20 protein-coding genes and 2 tRNA genes are annotated in these 19801 nt (G+C 68.2%); all 22 read left to right on the top strand.

Annotated features, from left to right (window positions below):
- Window position 1: 1 nt before the first annotated feature.
- Complete coding sequence (locus Q0C12_RS09645) at window positions 2–418, top strand: group 1 truncated hemoglobin (RefSeq protein ID WP_290889542.1); 417 nt, start codon at window positions 2–4, stop codon at window positions 416–418.
- A 45-nt stretch (window positions 419–463) separates the two neighbouring features.
- Window positions 464–1216 carry a triose-phosphate isomerase gene (gene tpiA, locus Q0C12_RS09640; RefSeq protein WP_290889539.1) on the top strand — a complete coding sequence of 251 codons (753 nt, stop codon included), beginning with the start codon at window positions 464–466 and terminating at the stop codon, window positions 1214–1216.
- Window positions 1217–1228: 12 nt separating this feature from the next.
- Window positions 1229–1696, top strand: coding sequence for a preprotein translocase subunit SecG (gene secG, locus Q0C12_RS09635; RefSeq protein ID WP_290889536.1), 468 nt, complete (start codon window positions 1229–1231; stop codon window positions 1694–1696).
- 55 nt (window positions 1697–1751) lie between these two features.
- Window positions 1752–1836: transfer RNA gene (locus Q0C12_RS09630), tRNA-Leu, on the top strand.
- A gap of 80 nt (window positions 1837–1916) precedes the next feature.
- Complete coding sequence (locus tag Q0C12_RS09625) at window positions 1917–2273, top strand: NADH-quinone oxidoreductase subunit A (protein WP_290889533.1); 357 nt, start codon at window positions 1917–1919, stop codon at window positions 2271–2273.
- On the top strand, window positions 2264–2818 hold the full coding sequence (locus Q0C12_RS09620; RefSeq protein WP_034209917.1) for an NADH-quinone oxidoreductase subunit B: 555 nt from the start codon (window positions 2264–2266) through the stop codon (window positions 2816–2818). The genes Q0C12_RS09625 and Q0C12_RS09620 overlap by 10 nt, the downstream gene beginning before the upstream one ends.
- A 16-nt stretch (window positions 2819–2834) precedes the next feature.
- Window positions 2835–3557 (top strand): NADH-quinone oxidoreductase subunit C, encoded by a 723-nt coding sequence (locus Q0C12_RS09615; RefSeq protein WP_290889529.1) that lies wholly within the window; start codon window positions 2835–2837, stop codon window positions 3555–3557.
- A gap of 7 nt (window positions 3558–3564) precedes the next feature.
- A complete protein-coding gene (locus Q0C12_RS09610) occupies window positions 3565–4821 on the top strand; it encodes an NADH-quinone oxidoreductase subunit D (RefSeq protein ID WP_034209919.1) in 1257 nt (418 codons plus the stop codon).
- A 14-nt stretch (window positions 4822–4835) separates the two neighbouring features.
- Window positions 4836–5363 carry an NADH-quinone oxidoreductase subunit NuoE gene (gene nuoE, locus Q0C12_RS09605; protein ID WP_290889525.1) on the top strand — a complete coding sequence of 176 codons (528 nt, stop codon included), beginning with the start codon at window positions 4836–4838 and terminating at the stop codon, window positions 5361–5363.
- A gap of 8 nt (window positions 5364–5371) precedes the next feature.
- Window positions 5372–6742, top strand: a complete 1371-nt coding sequence (nuoF, locus tag Q0C12_RS09600) for an NADH-quinone oxidoreductase subunit NuoF (protein ID WP_290889522.1) — start codon at window positions 5372–5374, stop codon at window positions 6740–6742.
- On the top strand, window positions 6739–9045 hold the full coding sequence (gene nuoG / locus Q0C12_RS09595; RefSeq protein WP_290889519.1) for an NADH-quinone oxidoreductase subunit NuoG: 2307 nt from the start codon (window positions 6739–6741) through the stop codon (window positions 9043–9045). The genes nuoF and nuoG overlap by 4 nt, the downstream gene beginning before the upstream one ends.
- Window position 9046: 1 nt before the next feature.
- Complete coding sequence (nuoH, locus tag Q0C12_RS09590) at window positions 9047–10105, top strand: NADH-quinone oxidoreductase subunit NuoH (RefSeq protein WP_290889516.1); 1059 nt, start codon at window positions 9047–9049, stop codon at window positions 10103–10105.
- 7 nt (window positions 10106–10112) lie between these two features.
- On the top strand, window positions 10113–10601 hold the full coding sequence (gene nuoI / locus Q0C12_RS09585; protein ID WP_034209923.1) for an NADH-quinone oxidoreductase subunit NuoI: 489 nt from the start codon (window positions 10113–10115) through the stop codon (window positions 10599–10601).
- A gap of 16 nt (window positions 10602–10617) precedes the next feature.
- A complete protein-coding gene (locus tag Q0C12_RS09580) occupies window positions 10618–11235 on the top strand; it encodes an NADH-quinone oxidoreductase subunit J (RefSeq protein ID WP_290889511.1) in 618 nt (205 codons plus the stop codon).
- A complete protein-coding gene (gene nuoK, locus Q0C12_RS09575) occupies window positions 11232–11537 on the top strand; it encodes an NADH-quinone oxidoreductase subunit NuoK (protein WP_034209925.1) in 306 nt (101 codons plus the stop codon). Before Q0C12_RS09580 ends, nuoK begins: the two co-directional genes overlap by 4 nt.
- 7 nt (window positions 11538–11544) lie before the next feature.
- Window positions 11545–13683: an NADH-quinone oxidoreductase subunit L gene (gene nuoL / locus Q0C12_RS09570; protein ID WP_290889504.1), complete on the top strand. Its 2139-nt coding sequence runs from the start codon at window positions 11545–11547 to the stop codon at window positions 13681–13683.
- A 19-nt stretch (window positions 13684–13702) separates the two neighbouring features.
- On the top strand, window positions 13703–15232 hold the full coding sequence (locus Q0C12_RS09565; RefSeq protein WP_290889501.1) for an NADH-quinone oxidoreductase subunit M: 1530 nt from the start codon (window positions 13703–13705) through the stop codon (window positions 15230–15232).
- A gap of 22 nt (window positions 15233–15254) precedes the next feature.
- The gene (gene nuoN, locus Q0C12_RS09560) at window positions 15255–16694 is read left to right on the top strand and encodes an NADH-quinone oxidoreductase subunit NuoN (protein ID WP_290889498.1); all 1440 of its coding nucleotides are present in this window, start codon (window positions 15255–15257) and stop codon (window positions 16692–16694) included.
- Window positions 16695–16758: 64 nt separating this feature from the next.
- Window positions 16759–16835, top strand: a tRNA-Met gene (locus Q0C12_RS09555).
- Window positions 16836–16998: 163 nt separating this feature from the next.
- A complete protein-coding gene (gene rimP / locus Q0C12_RS09550; protein WP_290889495.1) occupies window positions 16999–17532 on the top strand; it encodes a ribosome maturation factor RimP in 534 nt (177 codons plus the stop codon).
- A 46-nt stretch (window positions 17533–17578) separates the two neighbouring features.
- Complete coding sequence (gene nusA / locus Q0C12_RS09545; protein WP_290889492.1) at window positions 17579–19066, top strand: transcription termination factor NusA; 1488 nt, start codon at window positions 17579–17581, stop codon at window positions 19064–19066.
- Between the two features lie 81 nt (window positions 19067–19147).
- Window positions 19148–19801 (top strand): translation initiation factor IF-2 associated domain-containing protein (locus tag Q0C12_RS09540; protein ID WP_290889489.1); only part of this gene is annotated, 654 nt, incomplete at its 3' end.

The following is a 19801-nucleotide window of genomic DNA, read 5'->3' as shown; positions in this document are numbered from 1 at the left end:
CATGAACCGTCTCGCCTTGTTCCTCCCGGTGCTGCTGCTGGCGGCCTGCGCCACGACGCCGCGGACGTCGCTGTATGAACAGTTCGGCGGCCAGGCCGGCGTCGAGGCCCTGGTCGAGGAGCTGCTGGTACGCCTCCTCGAGGATGAACGCATCAACGCCGGCTTCGTCGAGGCCGACCTGGTGAACCTCAACGACCGCCTGGTCGAGCAGCTCTGCGTCGAGCTCGGCGGCCCCTGCACCTACACCGGCCGAAGCATGGCCGAGGCGCACGCCGGACTGGGCGTCACCGAGGCGGACTTCAACGCCCTGGTCGAGGACCTGCAGGCGGCGATGGACGCCCGCGGCATCCCGTTCCGCGCCCAGAACCAACTGCTGCGGCGGCTGGCGCCGATGCACCGGGACATCGTCAGCCCCTAGCCGGGCGCGGTATCCTTGCGGTCTATCCCGACGCAGGATGCCCCGATGCGCCAGAGAATCGTTGCCGGCAACTGGAAGCTCCACGGCGACCGCGCCTTCGCCCGCGGCCTGATGGACGCCCTGGTCGCGGCCACGCGCCCGGCAGGCGTGGACGTGGTGGTGATGCCGCCCGTGCCCTACCTGGGCGAGCTGGCCGACCGCTACGCGGCCTCCGGCCTGGTCTTCGGCGCGCAGGACCTGGACGTGCACGACCAGGGCGCCTACACCGGCGAGACCGCCGGCCGCATGATCCGGGACGTCGGCGGCCGCTACGTGCTGGTCGGCCACTCCGAGCGCCGGCAGTACCACGAGGAAGACAGCGAGCGCGTGGCCGAGAAGTTCCAGGCCGCCCGCCAGGCCGGCCTGGTGCCGGTGCTGTGCGTGGGCGAGACCCTGGGCCAGCGCGAGGCCGGGCACACTGAATGGGCCCTGCAGCGCCAGCTGCAGCCGGTGCTGGACCTGGTCGGCATAGCGGGCTTCGAGGGCGCCGTGCTGGCCTACGAGCCGGTCTGGGCGATCGGCACCGGCCGGACCGCCAGCCCGGAGCAGGCCCAGGAGGTCCATGCCTTCCTCCGTGGCGAACTGCGTGCACTCGATGCTAGAATCGCCGGCTCGCTCCCGCTGCTGTACGGCGGCAGCGTCAAACCCGCCAACGCCGCCGAGCTGTTTTCCCAGCCCGACGTCGATGGTGGCCTGATCGGGGGCGCGTCCCTCGTGGCCCAGGATTTCCTGGCAATCGTCGCCGCGGCGGCGAGGTAACAGACCAAGACCATGCTGCTCACCATCGTCAGTGTCATCTACGTGCTGGTCGCGATCGCCATGATCGTGCTCATCCTCATGCAGCGCGGTTCGGGCGCGGCGGCCGGCTCCGGCTTCGGCGGCGGCGCCTCGGCCACTGTGTTCGGCGCGCGCGGTTCGGCGAACTTCCTCTCGACCGCCACCAAGTGGCTGGCCACCATCTTCATGGCGATGAGCCTGGGCATGGCCTGGAACGCCACCCGCAGCGTCGATGTCGCCCCGGTCGAGGACGACCTCGGCGTGATGTCGGAAGTGCCGGCCACCGGCGCGATTCCGTCGGCCGACGCGCCGACGGGTGAAGTCCCCGTGATCCCGGCGGCGGACGTCCCGGCCGATGTTCCCGCGGCCGACGCCGCACCGGTCGAGGCCGCTCCGGCCGACGCCGCCCCGGCGGAAGAAACGCCGGCGGAAAACGCCGAAAAAAGCAGCCAAGGCGGCTGATCGGCTGGTACAATCTCTCGCCTTCGCACCGGCCACGCCGGTTCGAGGCACACCTGCCCAGGTGGCGGAATTGGTAGACGCACTACCTTGAGGTGGTAGCGACGTAAGTCGTGGGGGTTCGAGTCCCCCCTTGGGCACCAATCTGATGGACGGGCTGCCGCCCGGCGATGCTGGAGCGGCGGCGCGAACGCGCCCACGGGCGCATGGTGAGGAAGCGCGCGTGCTGGGCGAATATCTGCCGATCCTGCTTTTCCTTTTCGTCTCCACCGGCCTGGGCATCGTCCTGCTGGTGCTGGGCTGGGCCCTCGGCCCGAAGCGGCCCTCGAGCGAAAAACTCTCTCCCTACGAATGCGGTTTCGAGGCCTTCGAGGACGCGCGCATGCAGTTCGACGTGCGCTACTACCTCATCGCCATCCAGTTCATCATCTTCGACCTGGAAATCGCCTTCGTCTTCCCGTGGGCGGTGAACTTCCGCCAGCTGGGCATCGTCGGCCTCACCGAGATGGGCATCTTCATCGGCCTGCTGGTGCTGGGCTTCATCTACGTCTGGAAGAAGGGAGCCCTGGAATGGGAGTGACCTCCACCATCAAGCGCGTGATGAACAACCCCGAGCCGATCGGCTCGGTGGATGACATCCTGCGCCCGGAAGGCGACAACCCGCTGCTCGAGCGCGGCTTCGTCACCACCAACGTCGACACCCTGGTCAACTGGGCCCGCACCGGCTCGATGTGGCCGATGACCTTCGGCCTGGCCTGCTGCGCGGTCGAGATGATGCACGCCGGCGCCTCGCGCCTGGACCTCGACCGCTACGGCGTCATCTTCCGCCCGTCGCCGCGCCAGTCCGACGTGATGATCGTCGCCGGCACCCTGGTCAACAAGATGGCCCCGGCGCTGCGCAAGGTCTACGACCAGATGCCCGACCCGAAGTGGGTGATCTCGATGGGCAGCTGCGCCAACGGCGGCGGCTACTACCACTACTCGTATTCGGTGGTGCGCGGCTGCGACCGCGTGGTGCCGGTGGACATCTACGTGCCGGGCTGCCCGCCCACCGCCGAGGCGCTGGTGTACGGCATCCTGCAGCTGCAGAAGAAGATCCGCCGCACCAACACCATCGCCCGCTAAGGACCCAGCCGACGCCATGGTCGAAACCACCACGAGCTTCACCGAGCGCCTCAGGGCGCGACTGCAGGACCGGCTGGTGTCGGTGCACGAGGCGCTGGGCGAGACCACCGTCGAAGTGACGCCGGATTCCTTCGCCGACGCCGCGCGCCTGCTGCGCGACGACCCGGAGCTTTCGTTCGAGCAGCTCAGCGACCTGTGCGGCGTCGACTACCTCGGCTACGGCACCGACGAGTGGGACACCACCGACGTCACCGACGAGGGCTTCTCGCGCGGCATCGAGGGCAATGCCGGCCCCGGTCGCTTCAACTGGGAAGACCGTCCGCGCGGCAACGGCCCCGACCGCCGCTTCGCGGTGGTGGTGCACCTGCTGTCGGTGCGCACCAACAAGCGCCTGCGCCTGCGCTGCTTCGCCGCCGACAACAGCCTGCCGGTCGTGCCCTCGCTGGTGGAGGTGTACCCGGTGGCAAATTGGTTCGAACGCGAATGCTTCGACCTGTTCGGCATCGTCTTCGAAGGCCACCCGGACCTGCGCCGCATCCTCACCGACTACGGCTTCGTCGGCCACCCGTTCCGAAAGGACTTCCCGCTGACCGGCAACGTCGAGGTCCGCTACGACGCCGAGCGCCAGCGGGTGGTGTACGAGCCGGTCTCGATCGAGCCCCGCGTGGGCGTGCCGCGCGTCGTGCGCGAGGACTCGCGCTGGCAGCAGGCCGCCTCCGAGCGGCCGAGCAAGGACTGACCCGGCCATGACCCAGGAAATCCGCAACTACACCCTCAACTTCGGCCCCCAGCATCCGGCCGCGCACGGCGTGCTGCGCCTCGTGCTCGAAATGGACGGCGAGGTCGTGCAGCGCGCCGACCCGCACGTGGGCCTGCTGCACCGCGGCACCGAGAAGCTGGCCGAGTCCAAGCCCTTCAACCAGTCGATCGGCTACATGGACCGCCTCGACTACGTCTCGATGATGTGCAACGAGCACGCCTACGTGCGCGCCATCGAGAAGCTGCTCGGCGTCGAGGCGCCGATCCGCGCGCAGTACATCCGCACGATGTTCGACGAGATCACCCGCATCCTGAACCACCTGATGTGGATCGGCTCGAACGGCCTCGACCTCGGCGCGATGGCGGTGTTCCTGTACGCCTTCCGCGAGCGCGAAGAGCTGATGGACTGCTACGAGGCGGTCTCGGGCGCGCGCATGCACGCCACCTACTACCGCCCCGGCGGCGTCGCCCGCGACCTGCCGGACGCGATGCCGAAGTACCGCGAGTCGCCGTGGCGCAAGGGCGCCGAGCTCAAGCGCGTCAACGAATGGCGCGAAGGCTCCCTGCTCGACTTCCTCGAGGCCTTCACCAAGGACTTCCCCAAGCGCGTCGACGAGTACGAGACCCTGCTCACCGACAACCGCATCTGGAAGCAGCGCACCGTCGGCATCGGCGTGGTGCCGGTGGACATGGCCCTGGCCTGGGGCATGACCGGCCCGATGCTGCGCGGCTCCGGCCTGGCCTGGGACCTGCGCAAGAAACAGCCCTACGCCGCCTACGACCAGGTCGACTTCGACATCCCGGTCGGCGTGCAGGGCGACTGCTACGACCGCTACCTGGTCCGGGTCGAGGAAATGCGCCAGTCCAACCGCATCATCGCCCAGTGCGTGCAGTGGCTGCGCGCCAACCCGGGTCCGGTGATGGTCAAGAACTTCAAGGTCGCGCCGCCTTCGCGCGCGGAAATGAAGGACGACATGGAAGCGCTGATCCACCACTTCAAGCTCTTCACCGAGGGCTACAGCGTGCCCGCCGGCGAGGCCTATGCCGCGGTCGAGGCGCCCAAGGGCGAGTTCGGCGCGTACATCGTCTCCGACGGCGCCAACAAGCCCTTCCGCCTGAAGCTGCGCGCCCCCGGCTTCGCCCACCTCTCGTCCATGGACGCGATCGTGCGCGGCCACATGCTGCCCGACGTCGTGGCGATGATCGGTACCTACGACATCGTCTTCGGCGAAATCGACCGCTAAGGGTTACCTGACCGATGAAAGCAACCGGAAACTTCGCTGCCTGCCAGGACGTCGACCCGATGGTCGCGCTGTCCGAAGGCACGCGCGCGCACATCGACCACTGGGTCGCCAAGTTCCCGCCCGACCGCAAGCGCTCCGCCGTCATCCAGGGCCTGATGGCCGCGCAGGAACAGAACGGCGGCTGGCTGAGCGACGAGATCATCGCCGCCACCGCCAAGTACCTGGGCCTGCCGCCGGTGTGGGCCTACGAAGTGGCGACGTTCTATTCGATGTTCGACCTCGAGCCGGTGGGCCGGCACAAGGTCGCGATCTGCACCAACATCAGCTGCTGGCTCAACGGCGCCGAGGACATGGTCCGCCACTGCGAGCGCAAGCTCGGCATCAGGCACGGCGAGTCCACCCCGGACGGCCGCATCTTCCTCAAGATCGAGGAAGAGTGCGTGGCCGCCTGCGCCGCCGCGCCGGTCATGCTGATCGACGGGCATTACCACGAGAAGCTCACCACCGCCCAGGTGGACGCGCTTCTGGACGGACTGGAGTAAGGCAGGCCATGGCGCACGACTCCCACTATTCGGAAGGCTACGGCCCGGTCGGCCCGGCGCCGCAGGAGCACAACGTCGTCTACACGACGCTGCACTTCGACAAGCCCTGGTCGTACGAGAACTACCTCAAGACCGGCGGTTACGCCGCCTGGCGCAAGATCCTGAGCGAGAAGATGGATCCGGCCGCCGTGGTCGAGATGGTCAAGCAGTCGGGCCTGCGTGGCCGTGGCGGCGCGGGCTTCCCCACCGGCCTGAAGTGGAGCTTCATGCCGCGCAGCGCGCCGGGGCAGAAGTACATCCTGTGCAACTCGGACGAGTCCGAGCCGGGCACCTGCAAGGACCGCGACATCCTGCGCTACAACCCGCATTCGGTGATCGAGGGCATGGCCATCGCCTGCTACGCCACCGGCTGCACCGTGGGCTACAACTACCTGCGCGGCGAGTTCCACCACGAGCCGTTCGAGCACTTCGAGGAAGCGCTCAGGGAAGCCTACGCCAACGGCTGGCTCGGCAAGGACATCCTGGGCTCGGGCGTGGACGTGGACATCCACGCCGCGCTGGGCGCCGGCGCCTACATCTGCGGCGAAGAGACCGCGATGATGGAGTCGCTGGAGGGCAAGAAGGGCCAGCCGCGCTACAAGCCGCCGTTCCCGGCCAACTACGGCCTGTTCGGCCGCCCGACCACGATCAACAACACCGAGACCTACGCCTCGGTGCCGGCGATCGTGCGCAACGGCGCCGAGTGGTTCCTCAACCTCGGCAAGCCCAACAATGGCGGCCCGAAGATCTTCTCGGTCTCCGGCCACGTCAACAACCCGGGCAATTTCGAGATCCGCCTCGGCACGCCGTTCTCCGAACTGCTGGCCATGGCCGGCGGCGTCAAGGGCGGCCGCAAGCTCAAGGCCGTGATCCCGGGCGGTTCGTCCATGCCGGTGCTGCCGGCCGACACCATGATGGCCTGCACCATGGACTACGACTCGATCCAGAAGGCCGGTTCGGGCCTGGGTTCGGGCGCCGTGGTGGTGATGGACGAGACCACCTGCATGGTGCGCGCCTGCCGGCGCATCGCGCGCTTCTACTACGCCGAGTCCTGCGGCCAGTGCACGCCCTGCCGCGAAGGCACGGGCTGGATGTACCGCGTGCTGACCCGCATCGTCGAGGGCAAGGCCACGCTGGACGACCTGCACATGCTCAAGGGCGCGGCCGGCCAGATCGAGGGCCACACCATCTGCGCCTTCGGCGAGGCCGCGGCCTGGCCGGTGCAGGGCATGCTCCGCCACTTCTGGAGCGAGTTCGAGTACGCCATCGTCAACAAGCGCTTCTACGTGGATGACCTCGCCAAGGGCCAGGTCGCCGCCGCCACGGAGCAGGCCGCATGAGCGCCCAGCCGACCGCCCCGAACGCCGCGCCGGACGTGGTGAACATCGAGATCAACGGCGTCGCCATGACCGCGCCGAAGGGCTCGATGATCATCCAGGCCGCCGACAAGGCCGGCATCCCGGTGCCGCGCTTCTGCTACCACGAGAAGCTGCCGATCGCCGCCAATTGCCGCATGTGCCTGGTGGACGTCGAGAAGATGCCCAAGCCGGCGCCGGCCTGCGCCACGCCGGTGATGGAAGGCATGAAGGTCACCACCCAGACCAAGCGCGCGCTCGATGCGCAGCGCAACGTCATGGAGTTCCTGCTGATCAACCACCCGCTCGATTGCCCCATTTGCGACCAGGGCGGCGAGTGCGAGCTGCAGGACGTGTCGATGGGCTACGGCCGATCGGTTTCGCGCTACGTCGACCGCAAGCGCGTGGTCGCCGACGAGGACCTGGGCCCGCTGGTCGCCACCGACATGACCCGCTGCATCCAGTGCACGCGCTGCATCCGCTTCACCGCCGATGTCGCCGGCACCTTCGAGCTCGGCGGCATGAACCGCGGCGAACACCTGCAGATCGGCACCTACGACGGCAAGCCGCTGATGACCGAACTCTCGGGCAACGTCATCGACGTCTGCCCGGTCGGTGCGCTGACCAACAAGGTCTTCCGCTATCGCGCCCGCGCCTGGGAGCTGGTGGCGCGCGAGTCGCTGGGTTACCACGACGCCCTCGGCTCCAATCTCTACCTGCACGCTCGCCGCGGCGACGTGCTGCGCACCGTGCCGCGCGACAACGAAGCGGTGAACGAGTGCTGGCTGTCGGACCGCGACCGCTATTCGCACCAGGGCCTGGGCGCCGCCGACCGCGTCACCCGGCCGATGCTGCGCGAGGGCGATGCCTGGCGCGAGGCCTCGTGGGACGAGGCGCTGGCGCAGGCCGCCAAGCTGGTGAAGAACGCCGGCGCGTCGCTGGGCGTGCTGGCGCACCCGGCCACCTCGAATGAGGAAGGCGCGCTGCTGGCGGCGCTGGCCAAGGGCCTGGGCACCGGCCACGTCGACCACCGCCTGAAGGCGCTCGACTTCGCCGACGCCGCCTTCGCGGAAGCCTTCGAACTGCCCGCCGCTGCCTTTGACACCGTCGACACCGTGCTGCTGGTCGGCTGCAACCTCCGCCACGAGCTGCCGCTGCTGCACCAGCGCCTGCACAAGGCCGGCAAGCGCGGCGCCAGGGTGTTTGCCATCAACCCGGTGGATTTCGAGACCACCTTCGCCGTCGCCGGCAAGCGCATCGTCGCGCCCTCGCAGCTGCCGGGCGCGCTCGCCGCGGTCGCGCAGGCGGCCGGTGCGTCGCTGCCCGCCGCGATCGCCGCGCACGACCACGACGCCGCCAAGGCCATGGCCGAGGCGCTGGCCAAGGCCGGTGGCAATGCCGTGATCGTGCTGGGCGAGATGGCCGAGAACCACGCCCAGGCGTCCTGGCTGCGCGCCGCCGCGCGTGCGCTGGCGACCGCCACGGGCGCCAGGCTCAACCGCATCCCGCAGGGCGCCAACGCCATCGGCCTGGCGCGCCACGGCGTGCGCCCGACGGGGCAGGGCAAGCATGCCGGCGCCATGCTGGCGCAGCCGCTGCCCGCCTACGTGCTGTACGGCATCGAGCCGCAGTACGACTTCGCGCACGGCGCGCAGGCGCTCAAGGCGCTGGCTTCGGCCCAGGTCGTCGCCTTCGCCGCCTACGCCAGCGACGAGCTGAAGAAGCTCGCGCACGTCATCCTGCCGATCGGCCTGCTGCCTGAAGTCGAGGCCACGCTCACCAACCTCGATGGCACCGACCAGTCCACCCAGGCCGGCGGCAAGCTGCCGGGCGAGGCGCGCGCCGGCTGGCGCGTGCTGCGCGTCTTCGGTGGCCAGCTGGGCCTGCCGGGCTTCGAGTTCACCGACCTGCACGGCCTGCGCGCCGCGCTGGCGCCCGAGGCGCCGGGGCAGGGCAGTGGCCTGGCCGAGGCCGGCAAGGCCGAGCCGGGGCTCGAGCGCATCACCAGCACGCCGATCTACCGCGGCGACGCGGTGCTGCGTCGCGCCGCGGCGCTCAACGCGCACCCGCTGACCCACGGCGCCCGCATCGTCCTGCACCCCGAGGAGGCGCTGTCGCGCGGCCTTTCCGAGGGCGGCGTCGCCAAGGTGGGCGACGGCATCGGCAGCGCGGCGCTGCCGGTGGCCATCAGCGCGCGCGTGGCCAAGGGCGCGGTGTGGATCGAGAACGGCTACGAAGCCACGGCGCCGATGTCGCCGGTGGCGCGCCTCGCGGTGGTGGGGGCCTGAGATGATCGACGCGATCCGCGATTTCCTGCTGGCCCATGGCGACCTGGGCCTGGTGGCCTGGACCCTGGCCAAGATCATCGTCATCGTCCTGCCGATCACCATTGGCGTGGCTTTCTTCACCCTGTTCGAGCGCAAGGTGATCGGCTGGATGCACGTGCGCCAGGGACCGCAGTACATCGGCGGTTTCCTGGGCATCGGCGTCATCCAGGCCTTCGCCGACGTGTTCAAGATGCTGTTCAAGGAGCTGGTGATCCCGGCCAACGCCAGCCCGCTGCTGTTCCGGCTGGCGCCGCTGCTGGCGCTGGCGCCGGCGTTCGCGGCCTGGGCGGTCATCCCCTTCGATGAAGGCGTGGTGCTGGCCGACGTCGACGCCGGCCTGCTGGTGCTGCTGGCCCTGACCTCGATGGGCGTCTACGGCATCATCGTCGGCGGCTGGGCCTCGAACTCCAAGTACGCCATCCTCGGTTCGCTGCGTTCGGCGGCCCAGGTGGTGAGCTACGAGATCGCGATGGGCTTCGCCCTGGTCGGCGTGCTGGTGGCCGCCGGCACCATGAACCTCACCCAGATCGTGCATGCCCAGCAGGGCAGCCTGGGCATCGGCGAGTGGTTCATGTGGCCGCTGTTCCCGCTGTTCATCATCTACTTCATCTCCGGCGTGGCCGAGACCAACCGCGCGCCCTTCGACGTCGCCGAGGGCGAGTCCGAGATCGTCGCCGGCTTCCACGTCGAATACTCCGGCTCGGCCTTCGCGATCTTCTTCCTGGCCGAGTACGCGAACATGATGCTGGTCAGCCTGCTGACCTCGATCCTGTTCATGGGCGGCTGGCTGTCGCCGTTCCCGCCCTCGTGGGGCTTCCTGGGCGAGCCGGGCTGGTGGTGGCTGGCGCTGAAGTTCGCGTTCTTCGCGTTCTGCTTCGTCTGGTTCCGCGCCTCGTTCCCGCGCTACCGCTACGACCAGATCATGCGCCTGGGCTGGAAGATCTTCATTCCGATCACGATCGCCTGGATCTTCGTGACCGCCATCATGGCCTACAACAATTGGTTCACGGTCGGGGCCTGAGGACGCTATGAACCAGATCAAGAACTACCTCAAGAGCCTGCTGCTGCTGGAGTTGCTGGCCGGGCTGAAGCTGACCCTGGGCTACATGTTCAAGCCCACGTACACGCTCAACTACCCGTACGAGAAGACCCCGCAGTCGCCGCGCTTCCGCGGCCTGCACGCGCTGCGCCGCTACCCGAACGGCGAAGAGCGCTGCATCGCCTGCAAGCTGTGCGAGGCGGTGTGCCCGGCGCTGGCGATCACCATCGACTCCGAGCCGCGCGCCGATGGCTCGCGCCGCACCACCCGCTACGAGATCGACCTGTTCAAGTGCATCTACTGCGGCTTCTGCGAGGAAAGCTGCCCGGTGGACTCGATCGTCGAGACCCACATCCACGAATACCACTTCGAGAAGCGCGGCGAGAATGTGGTCGGCAAGCTGCAGCTGCTGGCCATCGGCGACCGCTTCGAAGCGGAAATCGCCGAGCGACGCGCCGTCGACGCGGCCTACCGCTGAGGCAGGGGACAACGCCATGACCTACCAACTCGCCGCTTTCTGGGCCTTCGCCACGGTCACCGTGCTGGCCGCGCTGGGCGTCATCCTGGCGCGCAACCCGGTGCACGCGGTGCTCAGCCTGGTGCTTGCCTTCTTCTCCACCGCCTGCCTGTGGCTGCTGCTGCAGGCCGAGTTCCTGGGCGTGGTGCTGGTGCTGGTTTACATCGGCGCCGTGATGGTGCTGTTCCTGTTCGTGGTGATGATGCTCGACATCAACACCACGCCGATGCGCGAGGGCTTCACCCGCTACCTGCCGCTCACCGGCGCGGTGGTGGTGGTGATGGCCGCCGAGATGGTGCTGCTGATCGGCGGCAAGCGCTTCGACGTCGGCCTGTCGTCGGTGGACCCGGCGGTCGCCGCCGGCAAGACCAACCTGCAGTGGATCGGCGAGACGCTGTTCAGCAAGTACATCCTGCCGTTCGAGATCGCGGCCGTGATCCTGACCGTCGCCCTGGTGGTGGCGGTGATGCTGACCCTGCGCCGCCGCCCCGGCACCAAGCACCAGGACGCCGGCCGCCAGGTGGCCGTGCGCGCCGAGGACCGCGTGCGCCTGGTCAAGGTGCCGTCCGAACCCCGCCAGGAGGGCAACCCGTGATCAGCCTCGGCCATTACCTCGCACTGGGCGCGGTGCTGTTCTGCATCAGCGTCGCCGGCATCTTCATCAACCGCAAGAACGTCATCGTGCTGCTGATGTGCATCGAGCTGATGCTGCTGGCGGTGAACATCAACTTCGTGGCCTTCTCGCGCTTCCTGGGCGACGTGTCCGGCCAGATCTTCGTGTTCTTCATCCTGACCGTGGCCGCCGCCGAGGCCGCCATCGGCCTGGCCATCCTGGTGACGCTGTTCCGCAACAAGCGGACCATCAACGTCGCCGAACTCGATTCCCTGAAGGGCTGAGCGCGCGATGATCTCCATGAACACGCTCCTGGTCATCGCGCTGGCGCCGCTGGTCGGCGCCGCCATCGCCGGCCTGTTCGGCAAGCAGGTGGGTCGCGCCGGCGCGCACTGGGCCACCATCCTCGGCGTCGCGGTCAGCTGCGCGCTGTCGTGCCAGGTCCTCTGGCAGTTCGCGATGGGCGGCGCCACGCCGTTCAACGAGAACGTCTACACCTTCTTCCAGGTCGGCGGTTACTCGGCCCACGTCGGCTTCATGGTCGACAGCCTCACCGCCATGATGATGGTGGTGGTGACCTTCGTGTCGCTGCTGGTGCACGTCTACACCATCGGCTACATGGCCGACGACCCGGGCTACCAGCGCTTCTTCAGCTACATCTCGCTGTTCACCTTCAGCATGCTGATGCTGGTGATGAGCAACAACTTCCTCCAGCTGTTCTTCGGCTGGGAAGCGGTGGGCCTGGTGTCCTACCTGCTGATCGGCTTCTGGTACAAGCGGCCGACCGCGATCTTCGCCAACCTCAAGGCTTTCCTGGTCAACCGCGTCGGTGACTTCGGCTTCCTGCTGGGCATCGCCGGCGTGCTGGCCTGGATCGGCACGCTCGACTACGCCACGGTGTTCGCCCACGCCGCCAACGCCGACCTGAACGCCACCTTCACCGTCTGGTCCGGCCAGGTCGCGCTGTTCGGCCACACCTGGCAGGTGCTGGCCGACCCGGTGCAGTTCGAGGTGATCACCTTCATCTGCATTTGCCTGTTCATCGGCGCGATGGGCAAGTCGGCCCAGGTGCCGCTGCACGTCTGGCTGCCCGACTCGATGGAAGGCCCCACGCCCATCTCGGCCCTGATCCACGCCGCCACCATGGTGACGGCCGGCATCTTCATGGTCGCGCGCATGTCGCCGCTGTTCGAGCAGAGCGAGACGGCGCTGGCCTTCGTGCTGTTCATCGGCGCCACCACGGCTCTGTTCACCGGCCTGATCGGCATTGTGCAGAACGACATCAAGCGCGTGGTCGCGTATTCGACCCTGTCGCAGCTGGGCTACATGACGGTGGCGCTGGGCGTGTCGGCGTACTCGGCTGCGGTGTTCCACCTGATGACCCACGCCTTCTTCAAGGCGCTGCTGTTCCTGGCCGCCGGCTCGGTGATCATCGGCATGCACCACGAGCAGGACATGCGCAAGATGGGCGGACTGCGCAAGTACATGCCGATCACCTACATCACCAGCCTGATCGGCACGCTGGCGCTGGTGGGCACGCCGTTCTTCTCGGGCTACTTCTCCAAGGACACGATCATCGTGGCGGCGGGCGAGGCAGCCAAGACCGGCGGCTGGGTGCAGTCCTACGGCTACTGGGCGGTGATGCTGGGCGTGTTCGTCACGGCCTTCTACAGCTTCCGCCTGCTGTACCTGACCTTCCACGGCAAGGAGCGCTTCCGCGAGGTCGAGGCCCATGGCCACGACGACCACGGCCACGACGCCCATGCCGATGCCCACCACGGCGAGGCGCACGACGACCACGGCCACCATGGCCCGGTCGAGCCGCACGAGTCGCCCAAGGTCGTCACCGTGCCGCTCATCCTGCTGGCCATCCCCTCGGTCCTGATCGGCTTCTTCACGGTCGGCCCGATGCTGTTCGGCGACTTCTTCCGCGGCGCCATCGAGGTGATGCCGGCGCACGACACCGTCGCGATGGCCGCCAAGACGCTCTGGCACGACGACCACGGCTGGCTGTCGGCGGCGATCGGCTTCGGCCTGCACTTCTTCGCCTCGCCGGTGTTCTGGATCGCCTTCGCCGGTTTCGCCGCCGCGACCGCGCTGTACCTGTACTTCCCGGACGCCGCCACGAAGATGCGCGCCAGCAAGCCCGGCGCCTTCCTCACCCGCATCCTGGACAACAAGTACGGCTTCGACGACCTGTGGATCAAGGGCTTCGCCGGCGGCGGCATCAAGCTCGGCAAGTTCTCCTGGAAGCGCGGCGACGCCGGCCTGATCGACGGCCTGCTGGTGAACGGCTCGGCGGTGCTCATCGATCGCATCGCCGGCATCGTCCGCCACGTCCAGACCGGCCGCCTCTACAACTATGCCTTTGCCATGATCATCGGCCTCATCGTCCTGCTGGCGGTGCTGGTGCGGACGGTCGGCGCCTGAGACCCACAAGGAAGACCTGATGGATGCCAACTGGCCCCTGCTGAGCGTGCTGATCTGGCTGCCGATCCTCGGCGGCCTGCTCACGCTGGCCTTCGGCGACGCCCGTGCGAACCAGGGCAAGGTGTTTGCCCTCGTCGTGGCCCTGGCCACCTTCGCCGCCAGCCTGCTGCTGTTCGCCGGCCATGACGTCAGCTCGCCGGCGATGCGCTTCGTCGAGGACCGCGCCTGGATCCCCAGCTTCGACATCCGCTACGCCCTGGGCGTGGACGGCATCTCGATCGCGCTGATCGCGCTGACCACGCTGACCTCGGTGCTGGTGCTGATCGGTTCCTGGACCTCGATCGACCGCCGCGCGCACCAGTACTTCGCCGCCTTCCTGGTGCTCGAGGGCCTTATGGTGGGCGTGTTCGCCGCGCTCGACGCCATGCTGTTCTACGTCTTCTTCGAAGGCATGCTGATCCCGATGTTCATCATCATCGGCGTCTGGGGCGGCCCGAAGCGCGTGTACGCGTCCATCAAGTTCTTCCTGTACACGTTCCTGGGCTCGGTCTTCATGCTCATCGGCCTGGTGTACCTGTACCTGCGCACGGTGGAGGCGGGCGACCCCAGCTTCATGCTGGCCGACCTGTACACCCTGAAGCTGACCGCCACCGAGCAGATGTGGCTGTTCTTCGCCTTCCTGGCGGCGTTCGCGGTCAAGGTGCCGATGTTCCCGGTCCACACCTGGCTGCCCGACGCCCACGTCGAGGCGCCCACCGGCGGCTCGGTGATCCTGGCGGCGATCATGCTCAAGATCGGCGGCTACGGGTTCCTGCGCTTCACCCTGCCGATCGTCCCGGACGCGGGGCAGGAGTGGGCCTGGCTGGTGATCGCGCTGTCGCTGGCGGCCGTGGTCTACATCGGCCTGGTGGCGCTGGTGCAGGAGGACATGAAGAAGCTGATCGCGTACTCCTCCATCGCGCACATGGGCTTCGTCACGCTCGGCACTTTCATCGCCTTCGCGCTGGTGCGCGAGCTGGGCAGCACCGATGCCGCGCAGCTGGGCCTGCAGGGCGCGATGGTGCAGATGATCTCGCACGGCTTCATCTCGGGCGCGATGTTCTCCTGCGTCGGCGTCGTGTACGACCGCATGCACAGCCGCATGATCCGCGACTACGGCGGCGTGGCGAACACCATGCCGTGGTTCGCCGCCTTCTTCGTCTTCTTCGCCATGGCCAACTCGGGCCTGCCGGGCACCTCCGGCTTCGTCGGCGAGTTCATGGTCATCCTGGCCGCGTTCCAGCACAACGTGTGGGTGGCCTTCGCGGCCGGCTTCACGCTGATCCTGGGCGCCGCCTACACGCTGTGGATGGTCAAGCGCGTGATCTTCGGCGAGGTGGCCAACCACCACGTCGCCGAGCTGACCGACGTCAACGGCCGCGAGGTCCTGGTGCTGGGCGTGTTCGCGCTGGGCACGCTGGCCCTGGGCGTCTACCCCAAGCCGCTGACCGACCTCATGGAAGCACCGATCGCGCAGCTGCTCACCCAGCTCGCCGCCACCAAGCTGTAAGGGAATCCGAATGGCCTTGCCGATGCCCACCCTCGCCGACCTGGTACCGCTGGGACCGGAAATCTTCGTCTGCGGCGCGGCCTTCGCGCTGTTGATGGTGGACCTGTTCCTGTCCGACCAGCGCCGGGGCCTGACCCACTTCCTGGCCTTGTTCATCCTGGCCGCGGCGGCGGTGCTGACCGCGCGCGACATGGCCATGGCGCCGGTGTACGGCTTCGCCGACCTGTTCGTGCGCGACACCGCCAGCGACGTGCTGAAGCTGGCCGTGTACGTGGTGGCCGGCGCGTCCTTCGTTTACGCCAAGCCTTACCTGCAGGACCGCGGGCTGTTCAAGGGCGAGTTCTATGCGCTCGGCCTGTTCTCGGTGCTGGGCATGATGCTGATGATCTCGGCCAACAGCCTGCTGGTGCTGTACCTGGGCCTGGAGCTGCTGGCGCTGAGCAGCTACGGCCTGGTCGGCATGGACCGCGACAACCCGCGCTCGTCCGAGGCGGCGATGAAGTACATCGTGCTGGGCTCGCTGGCCTCCGGCATGCTGCTTTACGGCATGTCCATGGTCTACGGCGCCACCGGCAGCCTGCAGCTGGGCGAGATCCATGCCGCCGCGGCCAGCACCGGCGACCGCACCCTGCTGCTGTTCGGCGTGGTGTTCATGCTGGTCGGCATCGCCTTCAAGTTCGGCGCGGCGCCGTTCCACATGTGGCTGCCGGACGTTTACCACGGTGCCCCGACCGCCATCACGCTGTTCATCGGCTCGGCGCCCAAGCTCGCCGCCTTCGGCATGGCCTACCGACTGCTCGAGTCCGGCGTCGGCCCGCTCGATGCGTACTGGCAGGACATGGTGGCCTGGCTGGCGGCGCTGTCGCTGGTGATCGGCAACCTCATCGCGCTGGTGCAGACCAACCTCAAGCGCATGCTGGCCTACTCGACCATCTCGCACGTCGGCTTCCTGTTCATGGGCCTGGCCCAGGGCGGGCAGGTGGGCTACTCGGCGGCGATGTTCTACGCCATCAGCTACGCGGTGATGTCCACCGCCGCCTTCGGCGCCATCCTGCTGCTGTCGCGCAAGGGCTTCGAGGCCGAGGACATCGCCGACTTCAAGGGCCTGTGGGCGCGCAACCCGACCCAGGCCACCCTGGTGATGTTCGTGATGGCCTCGCTGGCCGGCGTGCCGCCGTTCCTGGGTTTCTGGGCCAAGCTCGAGGTGCTGCGCGCGGCGGTCGATGCCGGCCTGCTGTGGCTGGCCATCGTCGGCGTGGTCGCGGCCGTGGTCGGCGCCTTCTACTACCTGCGCCTGGTCAAGGTGATGTTCTTCGACGAGCCGGAGGGCGAGGGTGCCCGCATCCATCCGGATGGCCACGTGCGCGTGCTGTTCGCGGTCAACGCAGTCGCGCTGCTGGTGCTGGGCCTGTTCGCGGAGTGGATCCTGGCCTGGTGCCGGGTCGCGTTCCCGGTCGCCTGAACCGCGCGATCATCATTGGGCTTGCGCCGGCTTCGCCGGCCCCCCTATAATGCGCGTCTACTGCTGCGGGGTGGAGCAGTCTGGCAGCTCGTCGGGCTCATAACCCGAAGGTCGCAGGTTCAAATCCTGCCCCCGCTACCAGTTTCTGGCCTTGAACCGAAAGGACTCATTGCCAAGGCTTTTTCCCTCGGGTCGGCCACCATGGCGGCTCCGGGAAGCCGGAACCTGGATGTACCGGAAAAGGGCCTCACGGCCCTTTTTTGTTTTCGAAATTCCGTAAACGCAAAGGCACTGGACCGAACCGATGACCGGCAAGGCGACTGAAATCGGCGAACTTCTCGCCCCCACGGTGGAGGCCCTGGGGCTCGAGCTGCTGGGCATCGAATTCGCGCCCACCGGCCACAGCGCGCTGCTGCGCCTGTACATCGACGCGCCCGGCCGCCTGGTCGGCATCGAGGACTGCGAGGCGGTGAGCCGCGAAGTGGCCGCGGTGCTCGACGTCGAAGATCCGATCACCTCGCAGTACACGCTGGAGGTGTCCTCGCCCGGCATCGACCGCCCGCTGTTCACCGCGGAGCAGTTCGGCCGCTTCATCGGTGAGCAGGCCAAGCTGACCCTGCGCATGGCGCAGGACGGCCGCCGCCGCTTCATCGCCCGCATCACCGGCGTCGAGGGCGACGTGGTGTTGCTGGCGCACGAGGCCGGCGACATGCGCGTGCCGCACGACAACATCGAGAAGGCGCGCCTGGTCCCCGACCTGGTCGCCCTGGGCCTGGCGGCCCAGCCCAAGCCCACCGGCCCGGGCGGCACCCGCCGCAAGGCCAAGAAAGAATCCTGATCAAAACCCCGGGGCGGTCGAACCACCCCTGACGGAGCTGGAAAAGATGAGCAAGGAACTGTTGCTGGTGATGGAAGCGGTGGCCAACGAGAAGGGCGTGCCGCGCGCCGTGATCATCGAGGCGATGGAGGCCGCGCTGGCCTCGGCCGCCAAGAAGCGCTACCACGAGCAGGACGTGTCCGTGCGCGTGGCCATCGACCCCAAGGACGGCAGCTACGAGACCTTCCGCCGCTGGGAAGTGGTGGCCGACGACGTCGTGATGGAGTCTCCCGAGCGCCAGATCCGCCTGATGGACGCGGTCGACGAGAAGGAAGGCGCCCAGGTCGGCGACTTCATCGAGGAGCAGGTCGAGAACGCCGAGTTCGGCCGCATCGCCGCCCAGGCCGCCAAGCAGGTCATCGTGCAGCGCGTGCGCGAAGCCGAGCGGGCGCAGGTGCTCGACGCCTGGCGCGACCGCGTCGGCGAGCTGGTCAACGGCATCGTCAAGCGCGTCGAGCGCGGCAACGTGTTCGTCGACCTCGGCGGCAACGCCGAAGCCTTCATCCCCAAGGACAAGGCCATCCCGCGCGACGTGCTGCGCCCCGGCGACCGCGTGCGTGGCTACCTGCTGGACGTGCGCGCCGAGCAGCGCGGCCCGCAGCTGTTCATCAGCCGCACCGCGCCCGAGTTCATGATCGAGCTGTTCAAGCTCGAGGTGCCGGAAGTCGGCCAGGGCCTGGTCGAGATCAAGGCCGCCGCGCGTGACCCGGGCGACCGCGCCAAGATCGCCGTGCTGGCCCACGACCACCGCACCGATCCCATCGGCGCCTGCATCGGCATGCGCGGTTCGCGCGTGCAGGCCGTCAGCAACGAGCTCAACGGCGAGCGCATCGACATCGTGCTGTGGTCGGACAACCCGGCGCAGTTCGTCATCAACGCCATGGCCCCGGCCGAGGTGCAGTCGATCATCGTCGACGAAGAGAAGCACTCGATGGACCTCGCGGTCGCCGAGGACAAGCTGGCGCAGGCCATCGGCAAGGGCGGCCAGAACGTCCGCCTGGCCAGCCGCCTGACCGGCTGGCAGCTCAACGTCATGACCCAGGACCAGGTCACCGCCAAGTCCGAGTCCGAGCAGGCCACCGCGCGCCAGCTGTTCATGGACAAGCTGGAAGTGGACGAGGAAATCGCCGGCATCCTGGTCGCCGAGGGCTTCAGCACGGTCGAGGAAATCGCCTACGTGCCGGCCGCCGAGCTGCTGGCGGTGGAAGGCTTCGACGACGACATCGTCGAGGAGCTGCGCGCCCGCGCCCGCGACGCGCTGCTCACCGAGGCCCTGGCGGTCGAGGAGGAGATCGAGGAGCACAAGCCGGCCGACGACCTGCTGTCGCTCGACGGCATGGACGAAGCCCTGGCCTACACCCTGGCCGGCCGTGGCATCGTCACCCGCGACGACCTCGCCGACCTGGCCACCGACGACATCACCGATATCGAAGACATGGACGCCGACCGCGCCGCCAAGCTCATCATGGCCGCGCGCGCGCACTGGTTCGAGTAAGCAGCAAGACGCAAGCGCTCCACGTCGTTCCCCGCACCACCACGCGCGCCCCGGCGCGCCGCCCCAAGGAATCACCAACCAATGTCTGAAGTCACCGTTGCTTCGCTGGCCAAAGTGCTGGGTATGCCCACCGAGAAGCTGCTCGAGCAGCTCGCGGGTGCGGGCATGACCTTCAGCGGGCCGGACCAGGTGGTCAGCAGCACCGAGAAGATGAAGCTGCTTGGCTTCCTGCGCCGGACCCACGGCAAGGACGACAAGCCGGCGGAAGCAGCCGTGCCCAAGAAGATCACCCTGCAGCGACGCAAGCAGGAAGAGCTGACCGTCAGCGCCGGCAAGACCAAGTCCACGGTCACCGTCGAGGTGCGCCAGAAGCGCACCTACGTCAAGCGCGACGAGACCGAGGCGCCGGTGACCGACGAGCGCCAGGAAGCCCTGCGCAAGCTCGAGGAGTCCAAGGCCCGCAACGACGCCGAGCTCGCCGCGCTTAGCGAAGCCGACCGCAAGCGCAAGCTCGAGCGCGACGCCGAGGAAGCCCGCCTCCAGGCCGAGGAAGCCGCGCGCAACGCGCCGGTGGAAGTCGAGCAGGACGAGCCGGAGTTCGAGGAAGAGATCGAGGTCGCGCCGCCCAAGCCGTCGCCGCGCGCCGCCGCGCCTGGCCCGGTCGGCCAGATCATCATCCACGAGCCGCGCAAGGCCCGCCCGGCCGCGCCCAAGCCGGCCCCGGCCGCGCGCCCG

Origin of the sequence: Arenimonas sp., from assembly GCF_022842045.1 — a bacterium.
GTDB lineage: Bacteria > Pseudomonadota > Gammaproteobacteria > Xanthomonadales > Xanthomonadaceae > Arenimonas.
This window is presented reverse-complemented; position numbering and strand designations above follow the sequence as displayed.